The sequence below is a fragment of the Mesorhizobium sp. M0983 genome (assembly GCF_040318975.1).
Classification (GTDB): domain Bacteria; phylum Pseudomonadota; class Alphaproteobacteria; order Rhizobiales; family Rhizobiaceae; genus Mesorhizobium.
Genome location: NZ_JAMYNH010000005.1, coordinates 273,975 through 300,223 on the forward strand (window position 1 = coordinate 273,975; position 26,249 = coordinate 300,223).

26 protein-coding genes and 2 pseudogenes are annotated in these 26,249 nt (G+C 61.1%); 15 read left to right on the forward strand and 13 right to left on the reverse strand.

Translation table 11 applies throughout. From position 1 onward, the window contains the following. Positions 1–9 precede the first annotated feature (9 nt). The 8 genes from trbE to NKH71_RS12680 are packed head-to-tail and all read left to right on the forward strand — an operon-like array spanning position 10 to position 8,183. Positions 10–2,517 (forward strand): conjugal transfer protein TrbE, encoded by a 2,508-nt coding sequence (gene trbE, locus NKH71_RS12645; RefSeq protein ID WP_352589145.1) that lies wholly within the window; start codon positions 10–12, stop codon positions 2,515–2,517. Between the two features lie 32 nt (positions 2,518–2,549). Next, positions 2,550–3,263, forward strand: a complete 714-nt coding sequence (trbJ, locus tag NKH71_RS12650) for a P-type conjugative transfer protein TrbJ (protein WP_352895099.1) — start codon at positions 2,550–2,552, stop codon at positions 3,261–3,263. Positions 3,264–3,274: 11 nt separating this feature from the next. Beyond that, entirely contained in the window at positions 3,275–3,643 is a 369-nt protein-coding gene (gene trbK-alt, locus NKH71_RS12655; protein WP_352589147.1) for a putative entry exclusion protein TrbK-alt, read from the forward strand. Continuing rightward, on the forward strand, positions 3,640–5,004 hold the full coding sequence (gene trbL, locus NKH71_RS12660) for a P-type conjugative transfer protein TrbL (protein WP_352790898.1): 1,365 nt from the start codon (positions 3,640–3,642) through the stop codon (positions 5,002–5,004). The genes trbK-alt and trbL overlap by 4 nt, the downstream gene beginning before the upstream one ends. After that, entirely contained in the window at positions 5,001–5,687 is a 687-nt protein-coding gene (trbF, locus tag NKH71_RS12665) for a conjugal transfer protein TrbF (protein WP_352790897.1), read from the forward strand. The genes trbL and trbF overlap by 4 nt, the downstream gene beginning before the upstream one ends. Further along, the gene (gene trbG, locus NKH71_RS12670; RefSeq protein ID WP_502900354.1) at positions 5,684–6,748 is read left to right on the forward strand and encodes a P-type conjugative transfer protein TrbG; all 1,065 of its coding nucleotides are present in this window, start codon (positions 5,684–5,686) and stop codon (positions 6,746–6,748) included. The genes trbF and trbG overlap by 4 nt, the downstream gene beginning before the upstream one ends. Continuing rightward, positions 6,745–7,959, forward strand: coding sequence for a TraB/TrbI/VirB10 family type IV secretion system protein (locus NKH71_RS12675; RefSeq protein WP_352895052.1), 1,215 nt, complete (start codon positions 6,745–6,747; stop codon positions 7,957–7,959). The genes trbG and NKH71_RS12675 overlap by 4 nt, the downstream gene beginning before the upstream one ends. Next, positions 7,956–8,183 (forward strand): DUF2274 domain-containing protein, encoded by a 228-nt coding sequence (locus NKH71_RS12680; RefSeq protein ID WP_352515849.1) that lies wholly within the window; start codon positions 7,956–7,958, stop codon positions 8,181–8,183. Before NKH71_RS12675 ends, NKH71_RS12680 begins: the two co-directional genes overlap by 4 nt. A gap of 443 nt (positions 8,184–8,626) precedes the next feature. Here NKH71_RS12680 and NKH71_RS33455 read toward each other — a convergent pair whose 3' ends face one another. The 3 genes and pseudogenes from NKH71_RS33455 to NKH71_RS12690 all read right to left on the reverse strand — a co-directional run bounded on the left by NKH71_RS33455 (position 8,627) and on the right by NKH71_RS12690 (position 10,718). Then, positions 8,627–9,205: a DUF4143 domain-containing protein gene (locus NKH71_RS33455; protein WP_502900355.1), complete on the reverse strand. Its 579-nt coding sequence runs from the start codon at positions 9,203–9,205 to the stop codon at positions 8,627–8,629. 61 nt (positions 9,206–9,266) lie between these two features. Then, positions 9,267–9,608 (reverse strand): annotated as a pseudogene (locus tag NKH71_RS33460) (AAA family ATPase); the annotation flags it as partial. Between the two features lie 222 nt (positions 9,609–9,830). Then, positions 9,831–10,718: a LysR family transcriptional regulator gene (locus NKH71_RS12690; RefSeq protein ID WP_352895053.1), complete on the reverse strand. Its 888-nt coding sequence runs from the start codon at positions 10,716–10,718 to the stop codon at positions 9,831–9,833. A 652-nt stretch (positions 10,719–11,370) separates the two neighbouring features. Here NKH71_RS12690 and NKH71_RS12695 point away from each other — a divergent pair. The 3 genes and pseudogenes from NKH71_RS12695 to NKH71_RS12705 all read left to right on the forward strand — a co-directional run. Continuing rightward, a pseudogene (locus tag NKH71_RS12695) lies at positions 11,371–11,487 on the forward strand (GHMP family kinase ATP-binding protein); the annotation flags it as partial. A gap of 64 nt (positions 11,488–11,551) precedes the next feature. Further along, positions 11,552–12,046 carry a hypothetical protein gene (locus tag NKH71_RS12700; protein WP_352895102.1) on the forward strand — a complete coding sequence of 165 codons (495 nt, stop codon included), beginning with the start codon at positions 11,552–11,554 and terminating at the stop codon, positions 12,044–12,046. After that, a complete protein-coding gene (locus NKH71_RS12705; protein ID WP_352895054.1) occupies positions 12,043–13,089 on the forward strand; it encodes a pyridoxal-phosphate dependent enzyme in 1,047 nt (348 codons plus the stop codon). The genes NKH71_RS12700 and NKH71_RS12705 overlap by 4 nt, the downstream gene beginning before the upstream one ends. A gap of 48 nt (positions 13,090–13,137) precedes the next feature. Here NKH71_RS12705 and NKH71_RS12710 read toward each other — a convergent pair whose 3' ends face one another. The 6 genes from NKH71_RS12710 to NKH71_RS12735 form a co-directional block, all read right to left on the reverse strand. After that, positions 13,138–13,869, reverse strand: coding sequence for an amino acid ABC transporter ATP-binding protein (locus tag NKH71_RS12710; protein WP_352895055.1), 732 nt, complete (start codon positions 13,867–13,869; stop codon positions 13,138–13,140). Next, the gene (locus NKH71_RS12715) at positions 13,866–14,522 is read right to left on the reverse strand and encodes an amino acid ABC transporter permease (RefSeq protein WP_352895057.1); all 657 of its coding nucleotides are present in this window, start codon (positions 14,520–14,522) and stop codon (positions 13,866–13,868) included. Before NKH71_RS12715 ends, NKH71_RS12710 begins: the two co-directional genes overlap by 4 nt. A gap of 106 nt (positions 14,523–14,628) precedes the next feature. Next, the gene (locus tag NKH71_RS12720; protein ID WP_352895059.1) at positions 14,629–15,375 is read right to left on the reverse strand and encodes a substrate-binding periplasmic protein; all 747 of its coding nucleotides are present in this window, start codon (positions 15,373–15,375) and stop codon (positions 14,629–14,631) included. Between the two features lie 163 nt (positions 15,376–15,538). Next, positions 15,539–16,831: a threonine synthase gene (locus tag NKH71_RS12725; RefSeq protein WP_352895061.1), complete on the reverse strand. Its 1,293-nt coding sequence runs from the start codon at positions 16,829–16,831 to the stop codon at positions 15,539–15,541. Continuing rightward, entirely contained in the window at positions 16,828–18,021 is a 1,194-nt protein-coding gene (locus tag NKH71_RS12730; protein WP_352515857.1) for a M24 family metallopeptidase, read from the reverse strand. Before NKH71_RS12730 ends, NKH71_RS12725 begins: the two co-directional genes overlap by 4 nt. Then, the gene (locus NKH71_RS12735; RefSeq protein ID WP_352772145.1) at positions 18,011–18,802 is read right to left on the reverse strand and encodes an IclR family transcriptional regulator; all 792 of its coding nucleotides are present in this window, start codon (positions 18,800–18,802) and stop codon (positions 18,011–18,013) included. The genes NKH71_RS12730 and NKH71_RS12735 overlap by 11 nt, the downstream gene beginning before the upstream one ends. 140 nt (positions 18,803–18,942) lie before the next feature. Here NKH71_RS12735 and NKH71_RS12740 point away from each other — a divergent pair, with 140 nt between their 5' ends. Continuing rightward, positions 18,943–19,209, forward strand: coding sequence for a helix-turn-helix domain-containing protein (locus NKH71_RS12740; RefSeq protein ID WP_352472977.1), 267 nt, complete (start codon positions 18,943–18,945; stop codon positions 19,207–19,209). 28 nt (positions 19,210–19,237) lie between these two features. On the opposite strand, the gene NKH71_RS12745 is transcribed toward NKH71_RS12740, so the two are convergent. Then, a complete protein-coding gene (locus tag NKH71_RS12745; RefSeq protein WP_023679380.1) occupies positions 19,238–19,453 on the reverse strand; it encodes a helix-turn-helix domain-containing protein in 216 nt (71 codons plus the stop codon). Between the two features lie 127 nt (positions 19,454–19,580). Here NKH71_RS12745 and NKH71_RS12750 point away from each other — a divergent pair, with 127 nt between their 5' ends. Both NKH71_RS12750 and NKH71_RS12755 read left to right on the forward strand, forming a co-directional pair. Then, positions 19,581–20,330, forward strand: coding sequence for an autoinducer binding domain-containing protein (locus NKH71_RS12750; RefSeq protein WP_352515860.1), 750 nt, complete (start codon positions 19,581–19,583; stop codon positions 20,328–20,330). Positions 20,331–20,403: 73 nt separating this feature from the next. After that, positions 20,404–21,120, forward strand: coding sequence for an acyl-homoserine-lactone synthase (locus tag NKH71_RS12755; protein ID WP_352895063.1), 717 nt, complete (start codon positions 20,404–20,406; stop codon positions 21,118–21,120). 66 nt (positions 21,121–21,186) lie between these two features. Here NKH71_RS12755 and NKH71_RS12760 read toward each other — a convergent pair whose 3' ends face one another. Then, a complete protein-coding gene (locus NKH71_RS12760) occupies positions 21,187–21,660 on the reverse strand; it encodes an Lrp/AsnC family transcriptional regulator (RefSeq protein WP_352515862.1) in 474 nt (157 codons plus the stop codon). Between the two features lie 129 nt (positions 21,661–21,789). Between NKH71_RS12760 and NKH71_RS12765 the strand changes: the two genes are divergently transcribed. After that, positions 21,790–24,180: a thiamine pyrophosphate-binding protein gene (locus NKH71_RS12765; protein WP_352589189.1), complete on the forward strand. Its 2,391-nt coding sequence runs from the start codon at positions 21,790–21,792 to the stop codon at positions 24,178–24,180. Positions 24,181–24,284: 104 nt separating this feature from the next. Here NKH71_RS12765 and NKH71_RS12770 read toward each other — a convergent pair whose 3' ends face one another. After that, a complete protein-coding gene (locus NKH71_RS12770; protein WP_352895064.1) occupies positions 24,285–25,037 on the reverse strand; it encodes an ATP-binding cassette domain-containing protein in 753 nt (250 codons plus the stop codon). Positions 25,038–25,046: 9 nt separating this feature from the next. Beyond that, positions 25,047–26,246, reverse strand: coding sequence for an alanine racemase (locus NKH71_RS12775; protein ID WP_352895065.1), 1,200 nt, complete (start codon positions 26,244–26,246; stop codon positions 25,047–25,049). Between the last annotated feature and the right edge of the window lie 3 nt (positions 26,247–26,249).

Genomic DNA, 26,249 nt, shown 5'->3' on the forward strand with positions numbered 1-26,249 from the left:
GTTTTCGCCATGATGAACCTCGCGGAATACCGAAAGAAGAGTGCCAGCCTCGTCGATTATCTGCCTTGGGCCGCCCTGGTGGCGCCGGGCGTGGTGCTCAACAAGGACGGCAGTTTTCAAAGAACGGCGCGTTTTCGCGGGCCGGATCTGGACTCCGCCACGCCGGCCGAGCTGGTCGGCAAAACCGCGCGGCTCAACGGCGCGCTGCGCCGTCTCGGCTCCGGCTGGGCAATTTTTGTCGAAGCGCAGCGCAATCCCGCCAGCGGCTACCCCGACAGCCGGTTCCCGGATTGTGCATCCGCACTTCTCGACATCGAGCGTCGCGAACAGTTCGAAGACTCCGGTGTGCTGTTTGAAAGCAGCTACTTTCTCACCTTCGTGTGGCTGCCTCCGGCCGAGGAGGCGTCGCGAATGGAGAGCTGGCTCTACGAAGGCCGGGAAAAGACCGGTGTCGATCCGTGGGAGCTCCTGAAGAGTTTTGTCGATCGCACCGACCGCGTGCTCAACCTCATCGAAGGCTTCGTTCCGGAATCTGACTGGCTCGACGATGGGGAGACGCTGAGTTACCTGCACTCAACCATTTCGACCAAGCGGCATGGCGTTCGCGTACCAGAAACGCCGATGCATCTCGATGGCCTGCTTGTCGATCAGCCGCTGGCCGGCGGGTTAGAGCCGAGGCTTGGCGAGGCGCATCTGCGCACACTCACCATCACCGGGTTTCCGACGATGACCTTCCCGGGGATTCTCGACGACCTTAATCGCCTTGCCTTCCCCTACCGCTGGTCGACGCGGGCGATCATGCTCGACAAGACCGACGCGACCAAGCTGGTGACGAAGATACGCCGTCAGTGGTTCGCGAAACGGAAATCTGTCGCCGCGATCCTCAAGGAGGTGATGACCAACGAGGCGTCCGTTCTCGTCGACACGGATGCCGCCAACAAGGCGGCCGATGCGGACGCAGCGCTCCAGGATCTGGGCTCTGACCAGATCGGCGAAGCCTATGTCACCGCCACCGTGACTGTCTGGGATGCCGATCCCTCGATTTCCGACGAAAAGCTGCGTCGGGTCGAAAAGATCATTCAGGGCAGGGACTTCACCTGCATCGCCGAAAGCGTCAACGCTGTCGAGGCTTGGCTGGGCAGTATCCCTGGCCATGTCTATGCCAATATTCGCCAGCCGCCGCTTTCCACGCTCAACCTCGCGCACATGATTCCGCTCTCCGCGGTCTGGGCAGGGCCGATCGAGGATGAGCACTTTGGCGCTCCGCCGCTGTTCTTCGCCAGAACGGAAGACGCCACGCCGTTCCGGTTCAGCCTGCATGTTGGAGATGTCGGCCACACTCTCGTCATCGGCCCGACCGGCGCCGGCAAGTCGGTCCTGTTGGCGATGATCGCGCTTCAGTTCCGGCGGTACCAAAACAGCCAGGTCTTTGGCTTCGATTTCGGCGGCTCAATCTGCGCGGCCATGCTCGCCATGAATGGCGATTGGCACAGTCTCGGAAGCAATGCCCCAGGCGGGCAGGGGTCTGACGATCCGTTGTCCTTGCTCACCTTGGCCGATCTGTCGGACGACGTTCACACCGTGTCGCTGCAGCCGCTTGCCCGCATCCATCATACGCCAGAGCGGGCCTGGGCGGCCGACTGGCTTTTCGACATTCTACTGCGCGAAGGCGTGGCCATCACGCCGCAGGTCAAGGAACATCTGTGGTCGGCGCTGACGTCGCTCGCTTCTGCGCCAGTCCAGGAGAGGACGCTGACTGGCCTGTCCGTGCTGCTGCAGTCCTCGCTACTGAAACAGGCGCTTGGTCCCTATTGTATCGGCGGTGCTTATGGCCATCTGCTTGATGCCGAGCATGAGCGTCTCGGCGAAGCCTCCGTCCAGGCGTTCGAAACCGAGGGCCTGATCGGCACAGGTGCTGCTCCCGCGGTGCTTGCCTATCTGTTCCACCGCATCGAGCAGAGGATGGACGGCCGGCCAACACTGCTGCTCATCGACGAGGGCTGGCTGGCGCTCGACGATGGCGGTTTCGCCGACCAGCTGCGCGAATGGCTGAAGACGCTGAGAAAGAAGAACGCCAGCGTGGTCTTCGCCACGCAGTCGCTTTCCGACATCGACGGATCGCCAATCGCGCCGGCAATAGTTGAAAGCTGCCCGACGCGGTTGTTCTTGCCAAACGAGCGCGCCATCGAGCCGCAGATCACCGAGATCTACCGACGCTTTGGTCTCAACGATCGCCAGATCGAGATCATCGCCCGGGCAATACCGAAGCGCGACTATTACTGTCAAAGCCGCCGCGGCAACCGTCTGTTCGAACTGGGGCTCGGCCCGATCGCGCTGGCGCTCTGCGCCACGTCGTCCAAATCGGACCAGGCCGCGATCGAACGGATTATCGCCGAGGCCGGCCGAGACCATTTTCTCGAGGCTTGGCTAGCGGAGCGCGGTCTCTCCTGGGCGGCCGACCTCATCCCAAATCTCACCAATGTGATCGACCAGTCCACAGAGGAGATTTCGTCATGAATTCCGTTCTTGCAGGCAGCCTTATCCGTCGCATGGCGGCAGCCGGCGCCATCGCGGTCGCCACGGCGCTTTCATCGGCACCAGCATCGGCGCTGATCGTGTTCGATCCCAGGAATTACGCCGAAAACCTGCTTTCGGCGTCGCGTGCCCTGGAGCAGATCCACAACCAGATGACCTCGCTGCAAAATGAAGCGCAGATGCTGATTAACCAGGCGAAGAATCTCACTTCGCTGCCGACCTCGCTGCTTGGCCAGATTGAGGGCAATTTTTCCGAGATGAAGGCCCTGCTCGGCGAGGCCGAGAAGCTGGCCTATAGCGTCCAGGACATCGAGAGCCAGTTTACCTCCACTTACAAGAATTTCGGTTCGGATCTCTCCAGCCAGCAGCTTGTTGAGGGTGCGCATCAACGCTGGCAGACCTCGGTGTCTGCCTTCGAGCATTCGCTGAAAACCGGCGCCGTCGCAGTCGACAACATCGCAGGGACACAAGAGCAGACGAGCGCGCTGGTCAGCGCCAGCCAGTCGGCTGTCGGCGTGCTGCAGGCGACGCAGGCCGGCAACCAGCTTCTTGCCGTGCAGGCCAAGCAAGTTGCCGATCTTACCGCGATGCTGGCGGCACAAGGAAGAGCCGAGGCCCTTGAGCAGGCAAGGAGGGCGGCAGCGCAGGAGCAGGCGCGGGAACAGTTCAGCCGTTTCATGACGGGCAGCAGCTACAGCCCGTCATCCGTAAAAATGTTCCACGACTGAGGCGAAGACGCATGGATCTCAAGATCGCCGCTCGGATGACAGCCGTTCTCGCCCTTGGCGCCGCCATGACCGCCGCCTTCATGGCGCTGCGCGGCGACGGCTCACAGGACGCGTCCTCCCCGCGCTCCGCACATCCGGGCGGCGAGCCGGCAAGCGTCGAACTTGCCCGATGCCGGGACATTGGCATGGCGGCGATTGATGACGACGCCTGCAGGAAAGCCTGGGCGGAAAACCGCCGACGCTTCCTGCGGCCATCTCGTCCCGTAGCGCCAAATGCGGCTCCGTCGATCGAAAAAGACCCGAGCCGAATGTTGCCGCTCCAACCGCCAACACCACCTCTCGCGGAAGACCGGCATCATCCGGAAACGGTGGCGCCATGAACGACACCGGCGTGATCGATCGCTTCCTCGAAACTTTCACTCGCTACATCGATTCCGGGTTTGGGCTGCTCGGCGGCGAGGTGGCATTCCTGACCTCCACGCTGATCGTCATCGACATCACGATTGCCGGCCTGTTCTGGGCCTGGGGCGCTGACGAGGACGTGCTGCACCGGCTGGTGAAGAAGACGCTCTATATCGGCTTCTTCGCCTTCATCATCGGCAACTTCAACCGTCTGGCCGGCATCGTCTTCGAGAGTTTTTCCGGGCTCGGCCTGAAGGCTGGAGGCTCGGCACTTTCAGGCTCAGCATTGCTGCAGCCGGGCCGCGTCGCGCAAGTCGGCATCGACGCCGGCAATCCGATCCTCGAGGCCGCCAGCCAGCTGATGGGCTACGTCTCTTTCTTCGAGAATTTCGTCCAGATCGTAGTGCTTATGATCGCCTGGGCCATCGTACTGATTGCGTTCTTTCTTCTGGCCGTCCAGATTTTCGTCACGCTGGTCGAATTCAAGCTGACAACGCTTGCCGGCTTCGTGCTGATCCCCTTCGCGCTGTTCAACCGGACCGCCTTCCTCGCTGAAAAGGTGCTCGGCAACATCGTCGCCTCCGGCGTGAAGATCCTAGTGCTTGCCGTCATCGTCGGCATCGGCTCGGGCCTGTTCGGCGAGTTCACCCACGGCTTTGGCGCCGAACAACCCACGATCACAGATGCGCTGTCGCTTGTCCTGGGTGCTCTGTCGCTGATGGGGCTGTCGATCTTCGGTCCCGGCATTGCGACGGGGCTGGTCTCTGGTGCCCCGCAACTGGGCGCAGGTGCCGCTGTTGGCACGAGCCTCGCGGCTGGCGGCCTTGGCCTTGCCAGCGCTATGGGTGCCCGCGCCGCAATAGGCGGTGCTGCAGGCGCACTCAATGCCGGTGGACGCATATCGGCAGCAGCCGCACGCGGCGGCGCACACCTGGCCGGCAGCACTTCGGCCGCCTGGGAACTTGGCGCAGCCACATCCGGAAGAAGTGGTGCTGGCTCAATCGCCGCCGGCATGGCGGGTGTCGCCAAGGCTGGTGCCAGCGCTGCCGTTCAACCCGTCAAGCAGTCAATGTCGCGCGCCGCGTCAGCCCTGTCCGACAGCTACGAGGCCGGCCGTTTGGCAGCTTGGGCTGCGACGAATGGAGAACAGTCAGTGGGAAGAGCTTCCTCAGGTGACACCGCCGACTCCAGTGCAGACTCGCCGCCAACCTGGGCAAAACGCATGAAGCGCGGCCAGGCCATGAGCCACAGCGCCAGCATCGCCGCGCATTCAGTCCACTCCAGCGATCATGGCGGCGGTTCGATGAATGTTTCCCTCGATCAGGACGACCGCCGATGACCCCCTTTAAACGCCCTTTTGTTCGTTACGGAAAAACGCCTCATCCCGAGACGCCATATCAGCGTGCCGCCCAGATTTGGGACGAGCGCATCGGCTCGGCTCGCGTCCAGGCGAAAAACTGGCGGCTGATGGCCTTCGGCTCGCTCGTCCTGGCCGGCGGTTTTGCATCCGCATTGGTCTGGCAGTCGACGCGCGGGTCGGTGGTTCCCTGGGTGGTTCAGGTCGACAAGTTTGGCGAGGCGCAGGTTGTCGCCCCGGCCGTTGCCGACTATCGGCCGACCGATCCTCAGATCGCCTGGCATCTGGCCCGCCTCATCGAACAGGTCAGAAGCATTCCGGCCGACCCGGTCATCGTCCGCCAAAACTGGCTTCGCGCCTACGATTACACCACAGACCGCGGCGCCATTTCCCTCAATGATTACGCTCGCTTGAACGACCCTTTTGCCAAAGTGGGCAAACTCCAGGTCGCCATCGAGGTTTCCAGCGTCATCCGTGCTTCGCCGGATTCGTTCCGCGTCGCCTGGATCGAGCGCCGCTACGAGAATGGCAATCTGGCCGGCACCGAGCGCTGGACCGCAATCCTCACCATCGTGATTCAACAACCCCGCGACGCCGACCGGCTCAAAGCCAATCCGCTCGGCGTCTATGTCAACGCCATCAACTGGTCGAAGGAGCTTTCATGATGCGTGCGGCACGAACAAGAACATCGGCGAGACCGGCCACGCGCAATGCGCCCAAGGCGCGTATGCTTGTCCTGGCACTGCTGTCAGCAACGGCGCTCGCCGGCTGTGCTTCGAAGAAATATATTCCGCCGGAAATCGCCTATGACGATGCGGTGGCTGCCGTGCGCAAGGTCGACCCGCCTGGTCCGGTGAAGGTGGTGGAAGTGCCGAAACCGCTTCCGCTGCCAGGTCAGTTGAAACCGGTCGAGGCCATGAAGGTGAAGCCGGAACCGACCGATCCGAAGCAGCGGATCAGCCAGGCGAACGAGGCAGCGAGGATGCAGCCGGTTCGCGACGGGTTCGTCAATGCCATCCAGCTTTATCCCTGGAGTGAGGGCGCGCTCTACCAGATCTATGCCGCGCCCGGCCAGGTCACAGACATCGCCTTGCAGCCCGGGGAGCAGCTTGTCGGCTCCGGGCCTGTGGCCGCCGGCGACACGGTGCGCTGGATCATCGGTGATACACAAAGTGGGGCAGGGGAGCGCCAGCAGGTCCATATTCTTGTGAAGCCGACACGGCCAGATCTCCAGACCAATCTCGTCATCAACAGCAACCGCCGCACCTATCATCTCGAGCTGCGCTCGACCGAAAAGACCTACATGGCTTCCGTCTCCTGGCAGTACCCGCAGGACCAGCTGATTGCGCTGCGGCGGCAGAATGCGCAGGCTTCCGCCGCACAGCCGGTCGCGTCCGGCGTCGACATTCAGAAGCTGAATTTCCGCTATCGCATCGAGGGCGACACAGCACCCTGGCGGCCGCTTCGCGCCTTCGACGACGGTGCAAAAGTCTATATCGAGTTCCCGTTAGGCATAGGGCAGGGCGAAATGCCGCCGCTCTTTGTCATAAGCCCAACGGGCGGCTCGGAACTGGTCAATTACCGGGCTCGCCAGAATTATTACGTGGTCGATCGACTGTTTGCCGCCGCGGAATTGAGGCTCGGCGACAAGACGAGCGAAAAGCGCGTCCGCATCGTGCGTACGGACGGGAAACGAACCTCGCCAAGCACGAGGCTGTTCCGATGAGTGACCCTGCAAACGCACCCAACCAAGACATTCGAGCGGAACTGCGCCTACGGCCCGAGCCGGCCAGGGTCACGCGATTGTCGCGCAAGATGCTGTTAGGCGTTGGTGGAATTGCCAGCGCTGCGATCCTCGGCACGTTGATTTGGGCGCTCGACACCAGACGGCGCGGGATCGAGCAACCACCCGAGCTCTTCACCACCGAAAACCGCTCAACGGCCGATGGGTTACAGAAACTGCCGAAGGATTATGCCGGTGTTCCGCAACTCGGCCCCGCGCTGCCTGGCGATTTGGGCCGGCCGATCTTGCGTGCCCAGGAGCGCGGCAAGCCGGTTGGGGCGTCCAACATCAGTGCACCGCGCGCCGATCCGGAAGAACAACGCCGACTGGCCGAGATCGAGGCCGCACGCGTGGCGAAGCTCTTCACCGATACGAACACACCAGCTGATCCGGCACGACGGGGTGCTGGCAGCAGAGTTATAGAACCGGACACCCAATTTGGTCTGACTCTGCCCCCAAGGCCGCCACCGATCGATCCTGGTGCCGCGCAAAACATGCAGGACCGCAAGCTGGCCTTCGTCAATGCCGAGCCAGACAGTCGCACCGTCAGTCCCAATAGGCTCGCCGAGAAAGCCTCGCCCTATGTGGTGCAAGCCGGTACCGTCATACCGGCTGCCCTTATTACCGGCATCCGCTCCGACCTGCCCGGCGAGATCACCGCCCAGGTGACGGAAAATGTCTACGACAGCCCGACAGGATCCCATCTCCTGATCCCACAGGGTGCGAGACTGATCGGCCAGTACGACAGCCACGTCGCCTTCGGCCAGGCGCGCGTGCTGCTGGTCTGGAACCGGCTGATCATGCCTGACGGCACCTCGATCGTGCTGGAGCGCCAGCAGGGCGCAGACGCTGAAGGATTTTCCGGGCTGGAGGACGAGGTCGACCACCATTGGAGCCAGATGTTCCGTGCCGCAGCGCTCTCCACGTTGCTCGGCATTGGGACATCGCTGGGGTCCAGCGACGACGAAAGCGAAATCGCCAAGGCCATCCGCGAAAGCGCGCAGGATTCGGCCTCCGATATTGGCCAGCAGCTCGTTCGCAATCAGCTCAATGTCCAGCCGACGCTCACCGTACGGCCCGGTTTTCCGGTTCGCGTGATTGTCAATCGCGACCTTGTTCTTATACCTCACCGCACGCCGAAGGATCCATCATGACCAAGCTGAAACTCTCCGCCATTCCCGATGACCGTGCGGTCAAAATCACGGCCGAACTGCCTGCCGCCGTTCATCGCGACCTTGTCGCTTATGCCGATGTGCTTGGCCGTGAAAGCGGCCAGACAATCGCAGATCCGGCAAAGCTGATCGCACCGATGCTGGCACGGTTCATGGCAACGGACAGGGCATTCGGCCGAATGCGTTCCAAGACGAAGTCAGGGTGATCAACGGCAGCGATCGGCCTGTTGCCTGCTCGGCCTGACGGTTGTCCGCACTGAGAGCCACCCCGCATCTGCTCAAGATCAGCATTGCGGTCCGCCAGCGATCAAGGTCGCACCCTATGAAACCGGCCAGACGAACACGAAGGACAGCAGGGCTGACGGACCTGTAGGTGGCCTCATCTCAGACCAAACAAACGAACCGTCGACCTCACCATCGCCTCGAGCCTGGGACGAGTGGGGTCTTTTGAGCCTCCGCTCTGACGGGATGAATACCAAAGCCATTTTATTATGCTTCGCCAAGCAGCGCCTGGCCTAGGTCTCCTGCAGGGGCATCGCTTCGACGCCATGCCGGAGCGGAAAACGCTCCGATCCCGGGAAGACGACGATGCGCCGTGCCGGAGCAAGATCCTCGCAGGCTTGATGAAAACCCTTTTCCACCTTCGGCGTCAGGCTGCGCTTGACATGGCCCAGAGGCGTTGGCCCGGCAACGTGAGTAGCAGGTCGATCTCCGCGCCTGCGGTTGTTCGATAGAAATTGCTCAGCGTGCCGGCGGGGGCGGCGGCGGTCAGGGTTTCGATCACAAAGCCTTCCCAGGAGGCGCCGGCCACTGGGTGCCCAAGCACGTCTTCCTGCGTGGCGAGACCAAGCAGTGCATGGGTGATTCCGCTGTCGCGGACATAGACGCGCGGGGATTTCACCAAGCGCTTGCCGACATTGACATGCCAAGGTTCCAGCCGGCGAACCAGCAGGAGATCAACGAGTAGGGCGAGATAGGACGCGGCTGTCTTGGCGTCGACGCCGAGTGCGCGGGCGAACTCGGCAGCGTTGAGCAGGCCGGCTTGGTGGTGCGCCAGCATAGTCCAGAAGCGGCGCAGCGTCTCGGCCGGAATGCGCGGACCGAGGAGGGGGATGTCGCGTTCCAGATAAGTGCGGATGAAATCCAGCCGCCATCGCTGGAAAGCTGTCGGGGAAGCCGCCGCGTACCCATAGCGGCCCAAGGTGGGCGACGCCGACATCGAGGCCATCGATCGGATGCATTTCGAGATAGGCAATGCGGCCGGCAAGGGTCTCGCCTGACTGCCTCATAAGATCGATCGACGCCGAACCTAAGAGCAGGAACCGGCCGGCTTTGCGACCGCCATGCCGACCGCGGTCGATCAGCCCGCGTAGGCTCTGGAACAGGTTCGGTAGCCGGTGGACCTCGTCCAGGATAACCAGCTTGTCCGGATGCTCGGCCAGGTAAAGCTCCGGCTCGGCAAGCCGGGCGCGGTCAGCGTCCGATTCGAGGTCGAGATAGATCGAAGGACGCCGTTCGGCTATCTCCAGCGCCAGGGTTGTCTTGCCGACCTGACGCGGCCCGAGCAGCGCCACAGCCGGCATGCTATCCAGCATCTCGGTGAGTTCTGTGCTGATGCGGGGTTCAATCATCCTTGCAAGTATGGTTCCAGTTTTGCAAGGAAGAACCGCGGCCCGGCGGCGCGAGACGGGCGGAAGAGGAAGTGGCGTTAAAGCGCGGACGCCTTGGTTAGATTTGGCCCCGAACCGCTCAAACCGATGCTGACACGGTTCATGACAACAGACAGAGCGTTGCTAGGCCCCAACGCGCTCTGAAACCGGGTGACTGTTCGGGTCATGCCGGTCGGATGACTGTCAGGACGAATACCGATCGCGCAGGAATGAGATGAAGGTCGGCAGGGCAGGATTGGCGTTGTCGGGACGCCAACGGGCTAAACTGGAGATCTGGATTGGTTTGCCCCCGATCCGCAGCTTACGACAGACCGCATCCTGAGGAACTCTGTCGGCATCTTGATCGTGGATCAGAGCGACTCCAAGCCCGTTTCCGACAAGGCGCAAAAGGATGCCCGCACTGACGTGATGTTCGACGATTGGAGGAAGCTGCACGCCGCGTCCAACAACGTCGGCGAGCAGAAATGCTTCGCCCTGGCGCACCAGCAATGTCTCCTGGTGCAACTCGTGCCACTCGATCACGGAACGGGTTGCCAGAGGATGATTTGAGGCAAGAACGATAGCCAAAGTGTCTTTCCATAGCGTCAGTTCGAATGCGCCGCCGGCAAATCGGGACGAGGAGGTCACGACGACGTCGACCTGCGTGGCACCCAGTGTAGCCTCAGGCGAAGGGTAAGGACTCTCTGTCAAGCTGACGGTCACATTGGGATGAGATTGCCCGAACTCGATGATTGCATCCAACGCTCGCCCGGCAAGGATGATCCCGTTGGAGCCGATGGAAAGCTTTTGGTGTTCATCTTTGATGCCGGTCCTGGCCAGGGTGAGAGTATTGTCAAGCTCGAGCAGAACGGAGCGCAGACGCTCCAGGAAGCGCTCGCCTGCCGGGGTTGGGCCGACGCCGCGAGCATGGCGATGAAATATCCTCGTTCCCATCGCATATTCGAGATCGCGTATGCGCCGGCTGAGCGCGGAGTGATCGATCCCTGCGCGTTGCGAGGCGCGAAGAAAGCTGCCCTCCTCCGCGACCACAAGCGCATAATTGAGGGTCGCGAGTTGGATGGAGCTCCGCATCTCTGCTCAAAGTCAAGTTGGCGACAAAACGCGTTTGAGCGCTTTTGGCCGCTGCGGGCTATCGCCAAATCTCAGTATTGACACAGGTGAGCAGTCCAACCCTCCTTACAAGAACAATAATGAAGACACCGTGCATGGCGCACTCGTTTCGGAACGGTTGTCCGCATGGCCAACCGCGCTCGGCGAGTGCTGCTGTGTCTAGTCGAGTATTGGGCGCCCTAATTGGTGGGGCGATCTTGTCTGTATCTTTGCATGATGCGCCTGCCAATGGCACTACCAAGATTTGGCGAGTGACAGCATGGATCAGTCATACACATCATCTGTCAATTCCAGGTGAGGAGATGACGTGGTGACAAAGACGGGGATGCTGAGATCCGGCCACCGGACAAACTCGAGCAACATCAACAACGAGACGATCAGGCTGCCACTTGCGGTAGGAGTCGGACGAGCGCACGCCCATCATGGGGAATTCCTCCAAGGCGTCTTTGAAGGGGAAAACGGAAGGCTTTGTCGCGGACTCGTAACCCTGCCGCTCACGTCGCAAGAGTCGCTAGCGACTTTCTGGCCGCATGAACAAAATGGGATTCGACCGCGGCCTGCAAACCGGACCAAAGCGGCTCGCGCGGCAGCCCTTACGCTCGAGCATATCGGAATGGCCGATGGAGGTGGGGAGCTTACGATCGAAAGCCCTATTCTGATAGGGCATGGCTACGGCTCCTCGACCGCAGACGTCATTGCGGCGATTCGTGCGGTGGCAGCTGCAGCGGGCCTCACGCTGCGCCAATCAACGGTTGCGCGACTGGCGGTGGCCGCAGAAGGCGCAAGCGACGCCATTGTACGGCGACCAGCCTATCCTCTTCGCCCACCGGGAAGGCCGTACAATCGAACACTTCGGTGGCGAGTTCCCGCCCCTTCTCTTGATAGGTTTCAGGGACAGCAGTGCCCGGCCGATCAATACGCTAAGTATGCCACGGGCACGCTACAATGGTGAGGAAATCGGGCTGTTCCGTGTTCTGCGGGGACTGGCGAACCGCTCCATCCGGCAACAAGATCCCCGCCTGCTTGGACGTGTCGCAACCATCAGCGCCAGTATCAGTCAGAGGCACCTGCCGAAGGCATCCTTCAATACCGTTTTGGATATAGCGCGGGCGCATGACGCGTGCGGTGTGCAGGTGGCCCACAGTGGCACATTGATCGGCATCCTTCTGGATGCCACTGCACCCAGGGCGGCCATGCGCGCTGCTGAACTCGCAAGGCAGGTGAGTGGCGCAGGCCTCCAAGGTGTGCATACGTTTGCCCTCAATGCCGAAACGGGGCTAATCCAGTGAGCGCGGCGCAAGACTATTTACGCGCCTATGAGACGCCGCGATTTGCCCAACTCGCACCTAATCTCAACGCCGCCTGCTTTTCCCTCATGAAGCTGATCCCCGCCCGGTTCATGGTCGATCAGGCAGAAGCGTCAGGGCGCCTCAGGCAGGAAGGTCACATCATCGAAACGACGTCGGGCACATTCGGCCTCGCCATCGCCATGCTAGCTGCGGTGCGTGGCTATGCGCTTACACTTGTCACGGCCTCCAGCCTCATCGACCTGAAACTCAGGCGGCGACTGGAACAACTTGGTGCCAAAGTCATGGCCATCGACGATCCTCGAGGAGACGGCAATCAGAGCGGTCGGCTCCAGTATCTTCAACAGACCCTGCGGGACAGCCCGGGCACGTATTGGCCTCGACAATACGACAGTCCGGAAAACCGCCTTGCCTATGCGCGCCTGGCCGACCTCGTTGTTCGATCATTCGGCCGTATCGATTGCCTCGTCGGCTGCGTGGGCACTGGGGGATCGCTTTGTGGAACCGGAGGCTTCCTTCGTGAGCTTTTTCCTGATCTCAGGATGATTGCTGTCGATACCCACCGAAGCATGCTCTTTGGCCAGCCTGTCGGACGTCGCATGCTGCGCGGGCTCGGTAACAGTGTTTTGCCGGAAAATGTTCGTCATGGGATGATCGACGATATCCATTGGGTGGGTGCATTGCCGGCTTACGCAATGGCGCATGGGCTGTTTCGCGATCACGGGCTCTTCATGGGGCCGACCAGCGGCGCCGCAGCCTTGGTCGCCGCCTGGTTCGCCAGGCAGAATCCGGAAGCCTCCACCGTCGTGATAATGCCAGATGAAGGGCATCGTCATTCCGATACAGTCTACAACCCCGACTGGCTCGCCGGTTTGAAGGATTGGCCAATCTCAATTCCTCTTGAACCAACTGTTCTCACGCAAATTCGTCCGGCTGAAGAGACGGCATGGACGAGATTCCCTTGGAACCGCAGAACTTTAAACGCCGGCCTCGCAGGGCTGGACGACTTGTCCCCTACGCAGTAACAGGTCCGAATTCAGAGTTAGGCGCGACAAACCAGCATCGGCCAGGAGTCAGACAGGGTGCATGACCCGGTGAAGAAAATCCCTAGTGCGTTCGTGTTTCGGATTTCGAAGCAGCTCCTTGGCCGGGCCTTGCTCAACGATCCGGCCGCCGTCGAGAAAGAGGACGCTATCGGAAACCTCTCGGGCGAACTGAATTTCGTGCGTAACCACGAGCATGGTCATGTTCTCGTCTGCGAGCGCGCGCATGACCTGCAGGACCTCGCCGACCGTTTCCGGGTCAAGTGCGGAGGTGGGCTCGTCGAAAAGAATGGCCTGTGGGCGCATCGCCAGGGCGCGGGCGATGGCCACTCGCTGCTGTTGGCCGCCCGACAATGACGCGGGATAGGCATTTGTCTTGTCGGCCAAGCCGACGCGATTGAGCAATGCCATGGCCCGCTCGCGGACCTGGTTCCTATTTTCCTTCAGCACGTAGAGCGGGCCTTCCATGACGTTTTCCAGGGCTGTGCGGTGCGGAAACAGGTTGAAGCGTTGGAAAACCATGGAAACGCGGGTGCAGATGGCGTGAACCTGGGGCGAGGCGGCATCCACCACGGTGCCGTCGATGCTGATGCGACCGCGCTGATAGGTCTCAAGCCCGTTCACACATCGTAGAAGCGTCGATTTGCCGGAACCCGAGGGCCCGATCAAACATACGACCTGTCCCTTGGCGATCTCGGCGTTGATCCCCTTGAGGACTTCATGGGCGCCGAAGGACTTGTGCACATCGTCGAAGGTGATCATCCCGCCGCCCCAAGATAGCTCTCGACTCTGCGCATAAACAGGTTCAGCGGAACGGTCAGGCACAGGTAAAGCAGTGCCACCAAGGTAAAAACTGTCATGTTGTCGAATGTGGACGACGCAAGCATCTTACCCTGCATGGTCAACTCCTGAACCGAAATCACCGACACAAGCGAGGAGTCCTTTAGCAGCATGATCATGTTGTTGGCGTAAGGCGGCAGGATAATCTTGACTGCTTGCGGCAGCACGACGCGGCGCATCATCAACGGACGCTTCATCCCGATCGATTTTGCCGCTTCGACCTGACCCTTATCGACCGCCTCGATGCCCGCCCGGAAGGTTTCCCCGAGATAGCAGGAGTGAGCCAGGCCCAGCCCGATCGTGCCAGCCTGGAGCGCAGTCAGGTTGATGCCGATCTCGGGCGCGACAAAGTAGATATAAAAGAGAACCACCAGCAGTGGTATGCCGCGCACGAAGTCGACAAGGAGCCGCGTCGGCACGGCGAGACAGCGTATCCCCGATGTCCTCAACAGCGCCCAGACAAGGCCGAGCGCCGTCGCCAGACACAGCGCAAGAAGGGTTATCACGACGGTCAGCCAAACGCCTTGAAGAAGAAGCGGTAGATATTCCGTTGCGTGCGCGATGAAATTGGTCATGGCCGGCTTCCTCTTGGCACGTTCCCGGCCGTCAAGGCCGGTCATTTCGATGCGATCCTATGGTCCTGCCAGCCGACGCTTGTTTCGAGCTCAATGCGGGATGGCTTCAGAGGCCATATTTGGCGAATATTCGGGTTAATTCGCCGCTTTCCTTCAGCTTGGCGATGGAGGCATTCACCTTTTCGAGAAGCAGTGGATTTTCCTTGGCAACCGCCAACGCGACTTCGCCTTTTTTCATCGGCCGATAGCCGTCGACGAGGCGAACACCCAGTTCGGGGTTCTTTGAAAGCTGATATGCGACGATCGGGGCGTCACCAAAGCCGGCCTTGATGCGGCCCAAGACCACATCACGCATCATGTCAGCGATTGAGTCGTAGAGCTTGACTTGACCGAAGACGCCAATCGCTTCCAGGGCGTCAGCGTAGGTCGAGCCGATCTGCGCCCCGACGGTCTCACCTCTCAGCGCTTCGATCGTGTAGTTCTTGCTGTCGCCGGCAGCAACAAACATCGCCTCGCCATAGGCGTAAACCGGCGTGCTGAAATCGATCACCTGCTTGCGCTTGTCCGTTATGAACATGCTTGCGGAAATCAGATTGATCTTGTCGGTCGTCAATGCCGGGATCAGGGCTGGAAAAGCATTTACCTGGAAGTCAGCGGTCGTACCAAGGTTCGCGGCAATCGCACTTGCCAGATCGACCATCGCGCCAGTCGGCCTTCGCGTTGCGGTGTCGACAAACGTGAACGGCACTCCGGTTGGCGTGACGCCGACTCTGAGCGTTTCCTCAGCCATCGTCTGAGTTGCCATTGCGACACTGAGGGCTGCGAGCCAGCCGATGAGCGTTTTGCGAAGCATGAAAATTCGCCTTTCATCGTGTTTGAATCGAGGTTCCGCTCGCTAAGCGAGTTGAATTTGCCTCTCGTGGATAGCTTTTGGAAGTCGCAATACCGTCCAGTGGTGGACGAGATCATCAATCGATCAGAAATCGAATATGGTCATGATCGTCTCTGTCTTCTCTTCACGACATCTTGGTCGCACCTTGTTCATGAGAGGGTGTGAAATGGTCACAGTCCCCGGCCAGATGTTGCCACGCGTCGGCAACTGACCGAAACGATTGTGGTGCGTGGTCCGGGCCGGTCGAACGATCCAAATCCTTGAGGCCGCTCGCTGTCACGATGGCAACGACGCTGTCCGAGCGCGCGATCGTGCCCTCCCGTCTCAAGGATTCAATGGCCGCAAATGGCGTCACCGAGGCAAGCTCGGCAAACACTCCCTCGGTGGCCGCAAGCTGCTGCTGCATGTCTATCAGGCCGAAGTTGCCGACCGGCATTGCCATGCCGCCAGATTCACGCAGCGCGTTGAGCGCCTGAAACGTGCTTCGTGTGGTGCCGATCGAGATGGCAAGCGTGTCGAAACCCGCGGGAACCTCGGCGACCAGATCGGCCTTGCCGGCAAGCGCTTTGGCCAAGGATCCGTGCACTTCCGCCGCCACGAGTCTCGGCAACCGATCGATCCTGCCTTGGCTAAGAAGATCCTTGAATCCCGCCCAGAGCCCGGCAAGCGCGTCGCCATAGCAAACAGGCAAGGCGCACCAGTCCGGCACGGCTCCGTGCATCTGTTCGACGATCTCGTAAGCCAAGGTCTTGTAGCCCTCGATCCCAACAGGATGACTGCCGACGACGGGGCTGTGAAACGGCGACGTCGCAAACCATCCGAGGCGCTCGGTACCAGCGGCCAGCAATGGCCAGCGATGGGACTTGTCGGCCAGGGATACGACGCTGGCGCCGTATTTGCGGATCTGCGCCAACATTGCGCCAGCAGTGCCTGAGAATGTGACAACGACGCATTTCAAGCCTGCCCGAGCAGCATAGGCGGCAAGTGAGGCCCCGGCGTTGCCCGACGAAGCCGTCGCCACGACGCGTGCGCCACTCAAACGTGCTATCGACACCGCCACGGTCGAGAAGCGGTCCTTGTGGGACCAGGTGGGGTTTGCGCCCTCGTCCTTGATAAGCAACTTGGGGACATCGAGCTGCTTCCCCAGCCTCTCGGCGCTCAGCAACGGCGTCAGACCCTCGCCCAGAGAGATTGCATCGCTGAGCGCACAAGGGAGCATGTCGGCGTAGCGCCAGAGCGAGGGCAGCGCGGCACCCGCTGCGGAAGCGGCCGATGTAGCTCCTGATGGATCGTAGACGACCCTAAGATTGGCTGGCGCTTCCGCACAGCATATCGGGCAGCCGCGAGAGTCGATTTTGGTATCGATCCGGAACAAGACGCCGCATCGAATACAGGAAAGACCTGCCGCGCGGTTCATGACGGCACCCGCGTGATTGCATCGCGCGTCTGCGTCAGCCGCTCCACTCCGCCCTGGCGAACAACAACCATGTCCTCCACCTGGAGGCCCCAGCGGCCGATTTCGTAGTAGGGCGTCTCCACGCACAGCACCATGCCTTCTTCAAGGACGTCTGTACTGCGCGCCGAGAGCGTCGGCGCATCATAACCATCAAGGCCGATGCCATGGCCGACGTGATCGCGCTCGTAGTGGGCAATTCCTTCGCGCTGAACAACACGCATCACCGCCTCGAAGAGCTGTGCTGCTGCCATGCCGGGCCGGATAATGTCGCAGGCGTGCTGAACGCCGCGCAGCAGAGCCTGCTGAAGCCGATGCGCCTGCGGCGGCGGCTCGCCCAGCGTGGCGATGCGGGCAATGTCGGCGCGGTAGTGCCGAAACCGGCCACCGACGTCGAAGCGGATGATTTCTCCAGCGCGCAACTTGCGGTCCGACGGCTGGACGTTCATGAGCGCGCTGCGCTCGCCAAAGCCGATGCATCCCAGTACGGGCAGGGCGCCTTCCTCAACCGTCTTGACATGAAAAGCACGCGCCAGGTCTGCTTCGGTGGCGCCTTCCCGAGCAACTGCGAGTGCTGCTTGAATGGAGCGTTCGGCAATCTGGGCAACTTGGCCGAGCCGTTCGATTTCATCTGCCGTCTTTACGGCACGAACCTCGCGAAGCAATGCGGTGGCTGGTAGGAACGACGCATTGGGAAAATGGGCTCTGAGGGTTTCCTGGTATCCTGGCGCGAGCCCCGCCTCGTCTATGCCGATCCGCCCACGGCCGAGCTTGGCTTCTTCCAATGCGGCGACCAAAGCCGCAATGGCATCGCCATGCCTCGGCAGGTCTCGAAGCTGGAGGTGTCGTTCATTGGCGAGGTCCACGGTGGTCGAGGAACCGACATTGGCGTAAAAGTCGCCATAGCGCCGAACCTTGCTTACCCACAGTTCCTGATCGGCAACGAGGTCGAGGGTGCTGGAGCTTGCGATGATTTCAGGCGTGCCCTTGTCAGGAGCCGGCCACACCACATAAGCCTGCGGGCCGCGACGGATCCATTGCGGCAGAGCCCAGAAGCCGCTCATATAGGTCACGTTTTCCGGGGCAGTCGCTATAATTGCGTCAAGCCCGACTGCCGACATGCATTGTTTCAGGCGCGCTTCGTTAAGCAGCATGATGGGAATCCCGAGCCTGTTTTGCTTCCAGAAAGCCGAGGCCGGTGGAAATGCGCGCCGCAGCCGCCATTACTGCCTCTCCAATCTCAGCGATCTCCACATGCGGTCCCACTGACCGGGGGTAGGCCGCACTTATAGCCGCGATGATTGTGCCTGATGCATCGCGAAGCGGTGCGCCGACCGCAATCAGCCCGGTAAAGTTCTCGTCCAGGGATGTTGTGTAACCAATGGGCTCGGACGCTCTGATTTGAGCAACGAGTTTGTGCGGATCGGTGACTGTGCGTACGGCAACCTGCTCCAGTGGACCTCGTCCAAGAATCCCAATGACCGCCTCGCCGCTCAGCTCCATCAGGAGCGCCTTACCCAACGCGGTGGAATGCAAGGGGAAGGTCTCGCCAGGTGAAGAACGAATGACGACCGGACTCTTGCTTTGCACTGTCAAGAGATAAATTCCGCAGCTGCCCCGCCTGATACCGAGGAATGCGTTGAAGCACCCTTCGGCGGCCAGCGCCTGCAGTTCGATTTCAGCCAAACCAACCAGGCGATCTCTGCCCAGGACCTTCCGCGCCAGCGCCAGCACGGAGTGACCCAGCCGGTAGCGCCGCGAGTCTGGCGACTGCTCGACATAGCCCTGCTCTGCCAGGGTATTCAGAATTCGCTGCACGGCGGGAGCACTCTGCTCAAGCCGGCGGGCGAGTTCGCGCACTCCGACAGCTTCGTCCGCTTCCTTGAGGACATTGAGAACTGCAAGCCCACGTTCCAACGAAAGATTTCCTGTCACTGACGTTCCTTATTTCGGAATGGCGTTCCTTAATATGATGAGAAAAGCAGCAAAGGCCGTGCCTGTCAATGACGAATGTTCATTATAGTGTGTCGTCCTAAAGTGTGCGCAGCGACGACCATGCCGTCATGGACCTACGGTTGGTTGTCGGCCTCAACGTACAGAGGATTCGGCGCGCACAGGCCCTCTCTCAAGAGGAACTGTCGTTCCGTTCAGGATTCACGCGCGCCTATCTGAGTGGTCTCGAGGCCGGCCGTCGCAATCCCACACTCCTGTCGCTCGCAAAGCTTGCCACTGCATTGAGCGTCGACATCGAGGAGCTGACGAAACGCCCCGGCAAAAACGCCCGGGCCCCAGCTGGCGATTGTGCTGTGGCGCCGCGTGAGCGGCGCAAGGGAAAATCCTGATGCTCTCGGCGGCCTGCTGGCCAGTGCATCATGGCGAATTTCGACGGATGAGCTGCTCCACGTCAACTTGCAATGCCAACGCCAGTACCTCCAGCGTATCGACGGTCGGTGAGTTTTCCTCCCGCTCGAGCTTGCCGACATAGTTGCGATCGAGGCCGGCAAGGTCCGCGAGCTGCTCCTGCGACAAGCCCGTGCCTTGGCGCAGCAACCTCAGATTGCGAGCAAAAACAGACCTCAGCCTCATGCGGCGAGGCAGTCAGAACGCGCCCTTTAGTGCCACCTACTATAGTAGTCAAACGTGATGGCGCAGGTTGCGGTCGGACCTAAGTTTCTTATTGTTTCTTTGTCTCAGTACATTGAAAGGACGTGCAATGGCTGCGGTTCACGGGAGCGTTTTGCAAAATGAGCTAATACAAATTTTTGAAGCAACCGCGCAGATTGATCGTGCAACCAGCGCCACAGAAATCATTCGGCAACTGCGCAAGAGCATCGAACGTCACGGCTACGCAGCCTGTCTCGTCACCGAATTGCCACGCCAGGACACCGGGTCCCTGAATGAACACATCCTTGTGAACGGTTGGCCGCAGGAATGGTACGACCACTACATGGCTGCCGGACACTATCGTCATGACCCTTGCGCTGCTTTGTGCCGTGGTGCGATCGGGCCCTTCCTTTGGAGGGATGTCTATCACGACTTGACGAACAGCAATGCCAGGAGGGTGATGGATGAAGCGAAAGAGTTTGGTCTTTGCGACGGCATCTGCATCCCAATCCAGAGTGCGTTTGGCGATCCGGCCTGCGTAACGGTTGCTGGAAGCGAAATTGACTTGGCGCCGGCGGTGCGCCGTACCATTCATGCCCTTGCGCGCCATGCCTACTCGGCTGCCGAACGACTCGTTGGCAACTCGCGCAGGCGGCCGAGACAAAAGCTTTCCCAACGAGAACGTGAAATCCTGCAGTGGGTCGCGGGAGGAAAGACCGCATGGGAGGTTTCCCGAATACTTGGCATCTCGGAAAACACTGTGACGACCCACCTGCGCAACATCAAGCAGAAGCTCAGCACCGCCAACGTTGTGCACGCGATCGTCGAGGCTTTTCGCAGGCACGAAATCGAACTTTGATCCATCCCCATATCTGGGTATTTCCTGGGCAATCGTCGCGTGGTCGGATGGGGTTCCATCTCGAGGAACCGCAATGATTCAGGTCCATGTCGTCGACGCGTCAAACAGCTTTGCCTATCGAGGCGATCTCGACAGCTACTTTCGCCTGCGGCATGAAATCTATGTCGATGAACGTGGATGGCACGAGTTGAGACGCCCCGACGGTCGCGAGATAGACTCGTTCGATACTCCAGAAGCGATTTATCTGCTCGGCATCCAGCCAGGAAGAGGCGTTGTTGCCGGATCCCGTTTCGTGCCGAGCGTTCGGCCACATCTGATGAGCGAAACCTTTCCGCAACTCGCCGACGGTGGCGTTCCGCGCCGATCCAATATCTTTGAATGGACCAGGTTCTTCGTGGCGCGGAATCTTCGTGAGCCCGGCCGACCTTGCCAGGCAGCCGGCGTAATCTACTGCGGAATTTTGGAATTCTGTATTCAGCGACATATCAGCAATCTGACAATCGTGTGCGAGGAGTACTGGTTCGACCGCCTCGCATCGATTGGCTGGAGTCCGAAGCAGCTCGGGCCTTCGCTCGCACATGATGATATGACAATCATCGGTCTGATGGTTGATGTCAGCCCATCAGCCTTGAGCGCGACGCGACAATTCTACCGCATAACGGAGCCTGTGCTTTGGGCCGAAAGTGCAATCGGACAGCTCGCCTCACCGGACACCATCCGCGGGGGCGCAGCCATCTCTATCGGCCAAAACTTTGATCAAGGCTCCACAGCGCCACTCGCGACCGGCTGAAATCATGCTCTCCCAGAACTTGCGGCAACCATGGAATTGAGTGAATGACCTGCCAACGCGCAAAGGTCATGCCTCTACCGGCAGCCGGTTCGATCGCTTGATCTGGGCAAGCGCGAAGCTGGATTCGATGGAGGCGACGCCGTCGAGCCGGGTCAGCTTTTCGTTCAGGAAGCGCTCATAGGCGTGCAGGTCGCGCACCACGACACGCAGCAGATAGTCGCGCTGGCCGGTCATCAGATAGCAATCGACCACCTCCGGCCAGCGCGCGATCGCCGCATTGAACCGCTGCAGCTCGTTCTCGCGCTGGCGTTCCAGCTTGATTGAGGCGAACACCGAGATTGGCAGGCCGACCAAATCCTGGTCGATCAGCACGGCGTAACCGGTGATGACGCCCATATCCTCCATCAGGCGGACCCGGCGGGCGCAGGGCGAGGCCGAAAGGCCGACCTGGTCGGCAAGCTGCTGCGCCGTCATCCTGCCATCGACCTGCAGCGCGGCGATGATCTTCCGGTCGATATCGTCCAGTCGGCTTTTTGGCACGAAACGTCACTCCTGTCGTCGATGTTGGCGAAAACAGCTAACTCAGCTGCCAATCTCATGCAAGTTTAGCGACAATCGGTTTTTGGTCAGCCCTATGATTGCGGCGATCGCAACCGGGAGTCTTGCAGAATGGACAAGCAAAAACTGGAGGCACTTTCGGCGCTGGAGAAAAAGGTGCTCTGGCTGTCGGCATGGATGATCCACAACGCCAATCATCTGCGCGAAAGCACCGACGGCCTAAAGGTCGGCGGGCACCAGGCATCCTCGGCCTCGCTGGTGACGATCATGACCGCGCTCTATTTCTCGGTGCTGAGGCCACACGACCGCGTTGCGGTGAAGCCGCATGCCTCGCCGGTATTCCACGCTATCCAGTATCTCCTTGGGAACCAGACGAGGGAGAAGCTCGAACGGTTTCGCGCCCTCGGTGGCGCGCAAAGCTATCCGTCGCGGACCAAGGATGTCGACGACGTGGATTTCTCGACCGGCTCCGTTGGGCTCGGCGTCGCGCAGACGCTGTTTGCCTCTCTTGTGCAGGATTATCTCAGCGCCCGCGACGAAAGCATGCCCGAGGGCCGCATGGTGGCGCTGATCGGCGACGCCGAGATGGACGAAGGCAACATCTTCGAGGCGCTGTTGGAGGGGTGGAAACACGGCCTGCGCAACTGCTGGTGGATCGTCGACTACAACCGACAGAGCCTCGATGCCGTGGTTCGCGAAGGCCTTTGGGAACGCTTCGAGAACATTTTCCGCAATTTCGGCTGGGACGTCGTCATCCTGAAATACGGCTCGCTGCTCGAAGCCTGCTTCACCGAACCGGGCGGCGAGGCGCTAAAGGCCTGGATCGACGCCTGCCCGAACCAGCTCTATTCGGCGCTGACCTATCAGGGCGGCTCCGCCTGGCGCAAGCGCCTGATCGCCGACATCGGAGACAAGCCGGGCCTGGCATCGCTTCTCGAGCGGCGCTCCGATGCCGAGCTCGCCGCGCTGATGACCAATCTCGGCGGCCACGACCTGCCAGGCCTGATCGAGGCCTTCGGGACGGCACGCCGCAACGATCGACCGACTTGCTTCATTGCATACACGATCAAGGGCTTCGGCCTGCCGCTCGCCGGCCACAAGGACAACCACGCCGGCCTGATGACCAAGGATCAGATGGCGGTCCTTCGCGCCTCGATGTCGGTCGGCGACGGGCGGGAGTGGGACGCCTTCGAGGGATTGGCTGTTGGGGATTTGGAGCTGCAAGGGTTCCTCGATGCCGTTCCGTTCGCGGCAAAGGGCCAGCGGCGCCGACACGCCCAGCGCATCGTGATCCCTGGTCGTCTCGTCGCGGAAGCCAAAGGCAGCGTCTCCACGCAGGTCGGCTTCGGCAGAATTCTGGACGAGATTGCGCGAGCTGGCGGGCCGCTCGCCGACGCGATCGTCACGGCATCACCCGATGTCACGGTTTCGACCAATCTCGGCCCCTGGGTCAACCGGCGCGGCCTGTTCGCGCGTCAGTCACTCGCGGACACTTTCCGCAGCGAACGCATCGCCTCGGCGCAGAAATGGGAATTCGGCACCTCCGGCCAGCACATCGAACTCGGCATCGCCGAGAATAATCTGTTCATCCTGCTGTCGGCACTTGGGCTGTCGCATTCGGTTTTCGGCAAACGGCTGCTGCCGATCGGCACACTCTACGATCCGTTCATCCAGCGCGGTCTCGATGCGCTCAACTATGCCTGCTACCAGGACGCGCGCTTCCTCCTTGTCGCGACGCCTTCGGGGGTCACATTGGCGCCGGAAGGCGGGGCGCATCAGTCGATCGCCACACCGTTGATCGGCATAGCGCAAGACGGGCTTGCCGCCTACGAGCCGGCCTTCGTCGACGAGTTGGGCGTGATCATGCGCTTTGCCCTGGATTATATGCAGCGCGACGGCGACGCCGTGCAGTCGGAGCGCACCTGGCTGCGCGACGAGACCGGCGGCTCGGTCTATCTGCGGCTCTCGACGCGCCCGGTCGAGCAGATCACGCGTAGCGTGACGCCCGTACTCGAGCAGGAGATCATCGACGGCGGCTACTGGCTGCGGCATCCGGGTCCTAATGCCGAAGTAATTGTTGCCTATACCGGCGCGGTTGCGCCGGAAGCCATCGAGGCTATCGGCATTATGGCGGAGGACCGTCGCGATGTCGGTCTCCTGGCGGTGACCTCGGCCGATCGGCTGAACGCAGGCTGGACTGCCGCGAGCCGGGCACGCGAACGCGGCGTTGTTCATGCCAGGAGCCATGTCGAAAGGTTATTTGCCGACCTTCCGGCGCATTGCGCCATCGTCGCCGTCACCGACGGCCATCCGGCCGCGCTCGGCTGGTTGGGCTCGGTCTACGGCCATCGCACGCGTAGTCTCGGCGTCGAGCATTTTGGCCAGTCGGGCACGATCGGCGATCTTTACGGGCATTTCGGCATCGACGCCAATTCCATAGCCACAGCGGCCGACCGGATTGCCGGCGGTCGCCCCATTCGCTACCTGCGTGCTCTAGATTGATGCTGGCAACATTCTCTGGCCGAGGCCTGATCGTGGATCTGAAGTGATGCCACTCACTGCTCGGGTAACGCAGTATCTGGAACGGCGCGCCTCTATCGACCAGGCTAGTGCTGAAGCCCGGTGATCATGGCGACGATCTCGTTCTTGTCGGTCTCGCTGGTCTTGCGCACGCCGATCTGTTTGCCACGTCGCAGAACACAGATCCGATCTGAGAGCCTGAACACCTGGTCGAGACTGTGGCTGATGATCAGCACGCCAATATTGCGCTGCTTCAGCCACAGAACGATCGTCTCGACCTTGGCGGTTTCGGCAACGCCGAGCGCGGCGGTTGGCTCGTCGAGCAGGATCAGCTTGCTTGCCCAGTGCGTGGCGCGCGCGATCGCCACGCCCTGGCGCTGGCCGCCCGAGAGATCGCGGATGGTGGCGTGAGCCGATGGGATGCGAACGTCGAGATCCTTCACCAGCTTTTCGGTGTCGTCAATCATCCGGCGTCGGTCGAGCAGGCCGAAGCGGTTCACCGGCTCGCGGCCAAGAAACATGTTCATGTAGACGGTCTGCTGATCGGCGAGCGCCAGGTCCTGATAGACCACCTCAATGCCGTGGGCGCGCGCCATGGTGGCGCTTGACATTGCCACCGCCTGCCCCTCGATGATGATCGTCCCGGATGTCGGAGCATGCACCCCCGTCACGATCTTGACCAGCGTCGACTTGCCGGCACCGTTATCGCCGACCAACGCCACTATTTCGCCGGGATAGAGCTCGAGCGAGAAATTTTCGATGGCGGTCAGGCCGCCGAAATTCTTGCGGATGTCGCGCAGCTGCAAAACAGGGGCCGTGCCGGTCATGGTCGCGTTCATCGCTTGCTCCTAGACGGGCCAGGCAGCGGTTTCGCCAAAACCGTTTTCGATCGTTTCGACTTGGGGGGCCCCCTTTGAGACACCGGAGATGCCGACCACGTAGGCGCGGGTCACGAACGCCTGGCCGCGAAAGCCGAACACCGCCGTGTCGCCGGGGCGTGGAGCATTGGCGCCGCTAGCGTCAATCATTGCGTAATAGTCGATTGCCGCAGGCGGCGGCACCTCGACGCTTCTGAGCGCGGCGGCGGCCGTGGTGGGATCTGCGGACACGATTGCCTTCACCTCATAGTCCGGAAAGATCGGATCGATATAGAAGCCGCCACCAAGGCAGTAGGCTTTGCCGCCAGACAAATGCGACACCTCGGTCAAATACAGAACGGCAGGGAGCTCCGGCAGATCCTCCATGACGTGCAGCGCGGTGGTGCCGGCCAAGCCATTGCCCGGTTCACATTGCGTGGCGCCGGCTTCGGCCAGCGCGCCAAGCAGGACACTCGACGTCGTGCCGGGCGCGTTCACCTCTATGTTGCTGCGGCCGGACTTGGCGAGCGCTTCGGCAGCTCCGCCCAGTGTCGCCAGATTGTGTGTCGGCAGGACCTTTCGCGTGGTCTGGTCGAACAGCAGCGCCGGGAAGGTGGTGATGCCAGCGAATCGTGCGCCGTCGAGACCATCCAGTTTTTCGGCGACCGCGGCGATATCGGCCGCCTCAAAACCACCTTCGTGGCCGCGGTAGAAAACGTCACCATCGGCGCGGATGCGGGCAAGCAGGTTTTGCGTGTACCCGGCGAGCCTTGCGCTGGCAGCGGCTTCTTCAGCCTTGGTGTCGTTGAAGACGGTCCAATAGTCCGGCCTGAACGTTTTGGCCGCCGCATTGGCCTCGTGCTTTGCGATCTGCTGCAGGTGGCCAAGATGACCGAGCCTCAGGCCGGCTCTGTGCGTTGCCCGCGCGCAGGCCATGTCGACGGCAACGGCCTGATCGATGCCGCCGCGCTTGAGCGCATGGCAGAACGAACTGGCGCGGCCGACCTGCTTGGTCATGGCGAAAATCTTCAGTCCAAACCGGTCGGCCTCGCGCTTCAGGACCCGGGCGTTGCTTTCGACGGCATCGAGGTCGAGCACATACGAATTAGCCGGCAGCTTTCCTTCCTGGTGCAGGCGCATGGCGCTTTCTATAAAGCTCGGATTGCGGCGCCGCAGAACAGCGAGGAACATGAC

Excerpts from the sequence above, each read along its gene's own strand:
- trbE (WP_352589145.1), top strand. The coding sequence starts at position 10 with ATGATGAACCTCGCGGAATACCGAAAGAAGAGTGCCAGCCTCGTCGAT.
- trbJ (WP_352895099.1), top strand. The coding sequence starts at position 2,550 with ATGGCGGCAGCCGGCGCCATCGCGGTCGCCACGGCGCTTTCATCGGCA.
- trbK-alt (WP_352589147.1), top strand. The coding sequence starts at position 3,275 with ATGGATCTCAAGATCGCCGCTCGGATGACAGCCGTTCTCGCCCTTGGC.
- trbL (WP_352790898.1), top strand. The coding sequence starts at position 3,640 with ATGAACGACACCGGCGTGATCGATCGCTTCCTCGAAACTTTCACTCGC.
- trbF (WP_352790897.1), top strand. The coding sequence starts at position 5,001 with ATGACCCCCTTTAAACGCCCTTTTGTTCGTTACGGAAAAACGCCTCAT.
- trbG (WP_502900354.1), top strand. The coding sequence starts at position 5,684 with ATGATGCGTGCGGCACGAACAAGAACATCGGCGAGACCGGCCACGCGC.
- NKH71_RS12675 (WP_352895052.1), top strand. The coding sequence starts at position 6,745 with ATGAGTGACCCTGCAAACGCACCCAACCAAGACATTCGAGCGGAACTG.
- NKH71_RS12680 (WP_352515849.1), top strand. The coding sequence starts at position 7,956 with ATGACCAAGCTGAAACTCTCCGCCATTCCCGATGACCGTGCGGTCAAA.
- NKH71_RS33455 (WP_502900355.1), bottom strand. The coding sequence starts at position 9,205 with ATGGCCTCGATGTCGGCGTCGCCCACCTTGGGCCGCTATGGGTACGCG.
- NKH71_RS12690 (WP_352895053.1), bottom strand. The coding sequence starts at position 10,718 with ATGCGGAGCTCCATCCAACTCGCGACCCTCAATTATGCGCTTGTGGTC.
- NKH71_RS12710 (WP_352895055.1), bottom strand. The coding sequence starts at position 13,869 with ATGATCACCTTCGACGATGTGCACAAGTCCTTCGGCGCCCATGAAGTC.
- NKH71_RS12715 (WP_352895057.1), bottom strand. The coding sequence starts at position 14,522 with ATGACCAATTTCATCGCGCACGCAACGGAATATCTACCGCTTCTTCTT.
- NKH71_RS12720 (WP_352895059.1), bottom strand. The coding sequence starts at position 15,375 with ATGCTTCGCAAAACGCTCATCGGCTGGCTCGCAGCCCTCAGTGTCGCA.
- NKH71_RS12725 (WP_352895061.1), bottom strand. The coding sequence starts at position 16,831 with ATGAACCGCGCGGCAGGTCTTTCCTGTATTCGATGCGGCGTCTTGTTC.
- NKH71_RS12730 (WP_352515857.1), bottom strand. The coding sequence starts at position 18,021 with ATGCTGCTTAACGAAGCGCGCCTGAAACAATGCATGTCGGCAGTCGGG.
- NKH71_RS12745 (WP_023679380.1), bottom strand. The coding sequence starts at position 19,453 with ATGAGGCTGAGGTCTGTTTTTGCTCGCAATCTGAGGTTGCTGCGCCAA.
- NKH71_RS12750 (WP_352515860.1), top strand. The coding sequence starts at position 19,581 with ATGGCTGCGGTTCACGGGAGCGTTTTGCAAAATGAGCTAATACAAATT.
- NKH71_RS12755 (WP_352895063.1), top strand. The coding sequence starts at position 20,404 with ATGATTCAGGTCCATGTCGTCGACGCGTCAAACAGCTTTGCCTATCGA.
- NKH71_RS12765 (WP_352589189.1), top strand. The coding sequence starts at position 21,790 with ATGGACAAGCAAAAACTGGAGGCACTTTCGGCGCTGGAGAAAAAGGTG.
- NKH71_RS12770 (WP_352895064.1), bottom strand. The coding sequence starts at position 25,037 with ATGAACGCGACCATGACCGGCACGGCCCCTGTTTTGCAGCTGCGCGAC.
- NKH71_RS12775 (WP_352895065.1), bottom strand. The coding sequence starts at position 26,246 with ATGTTCCTCGCTGTTCTGCGGCGCCGCAATCCGAGCTTTATAGAAAGC.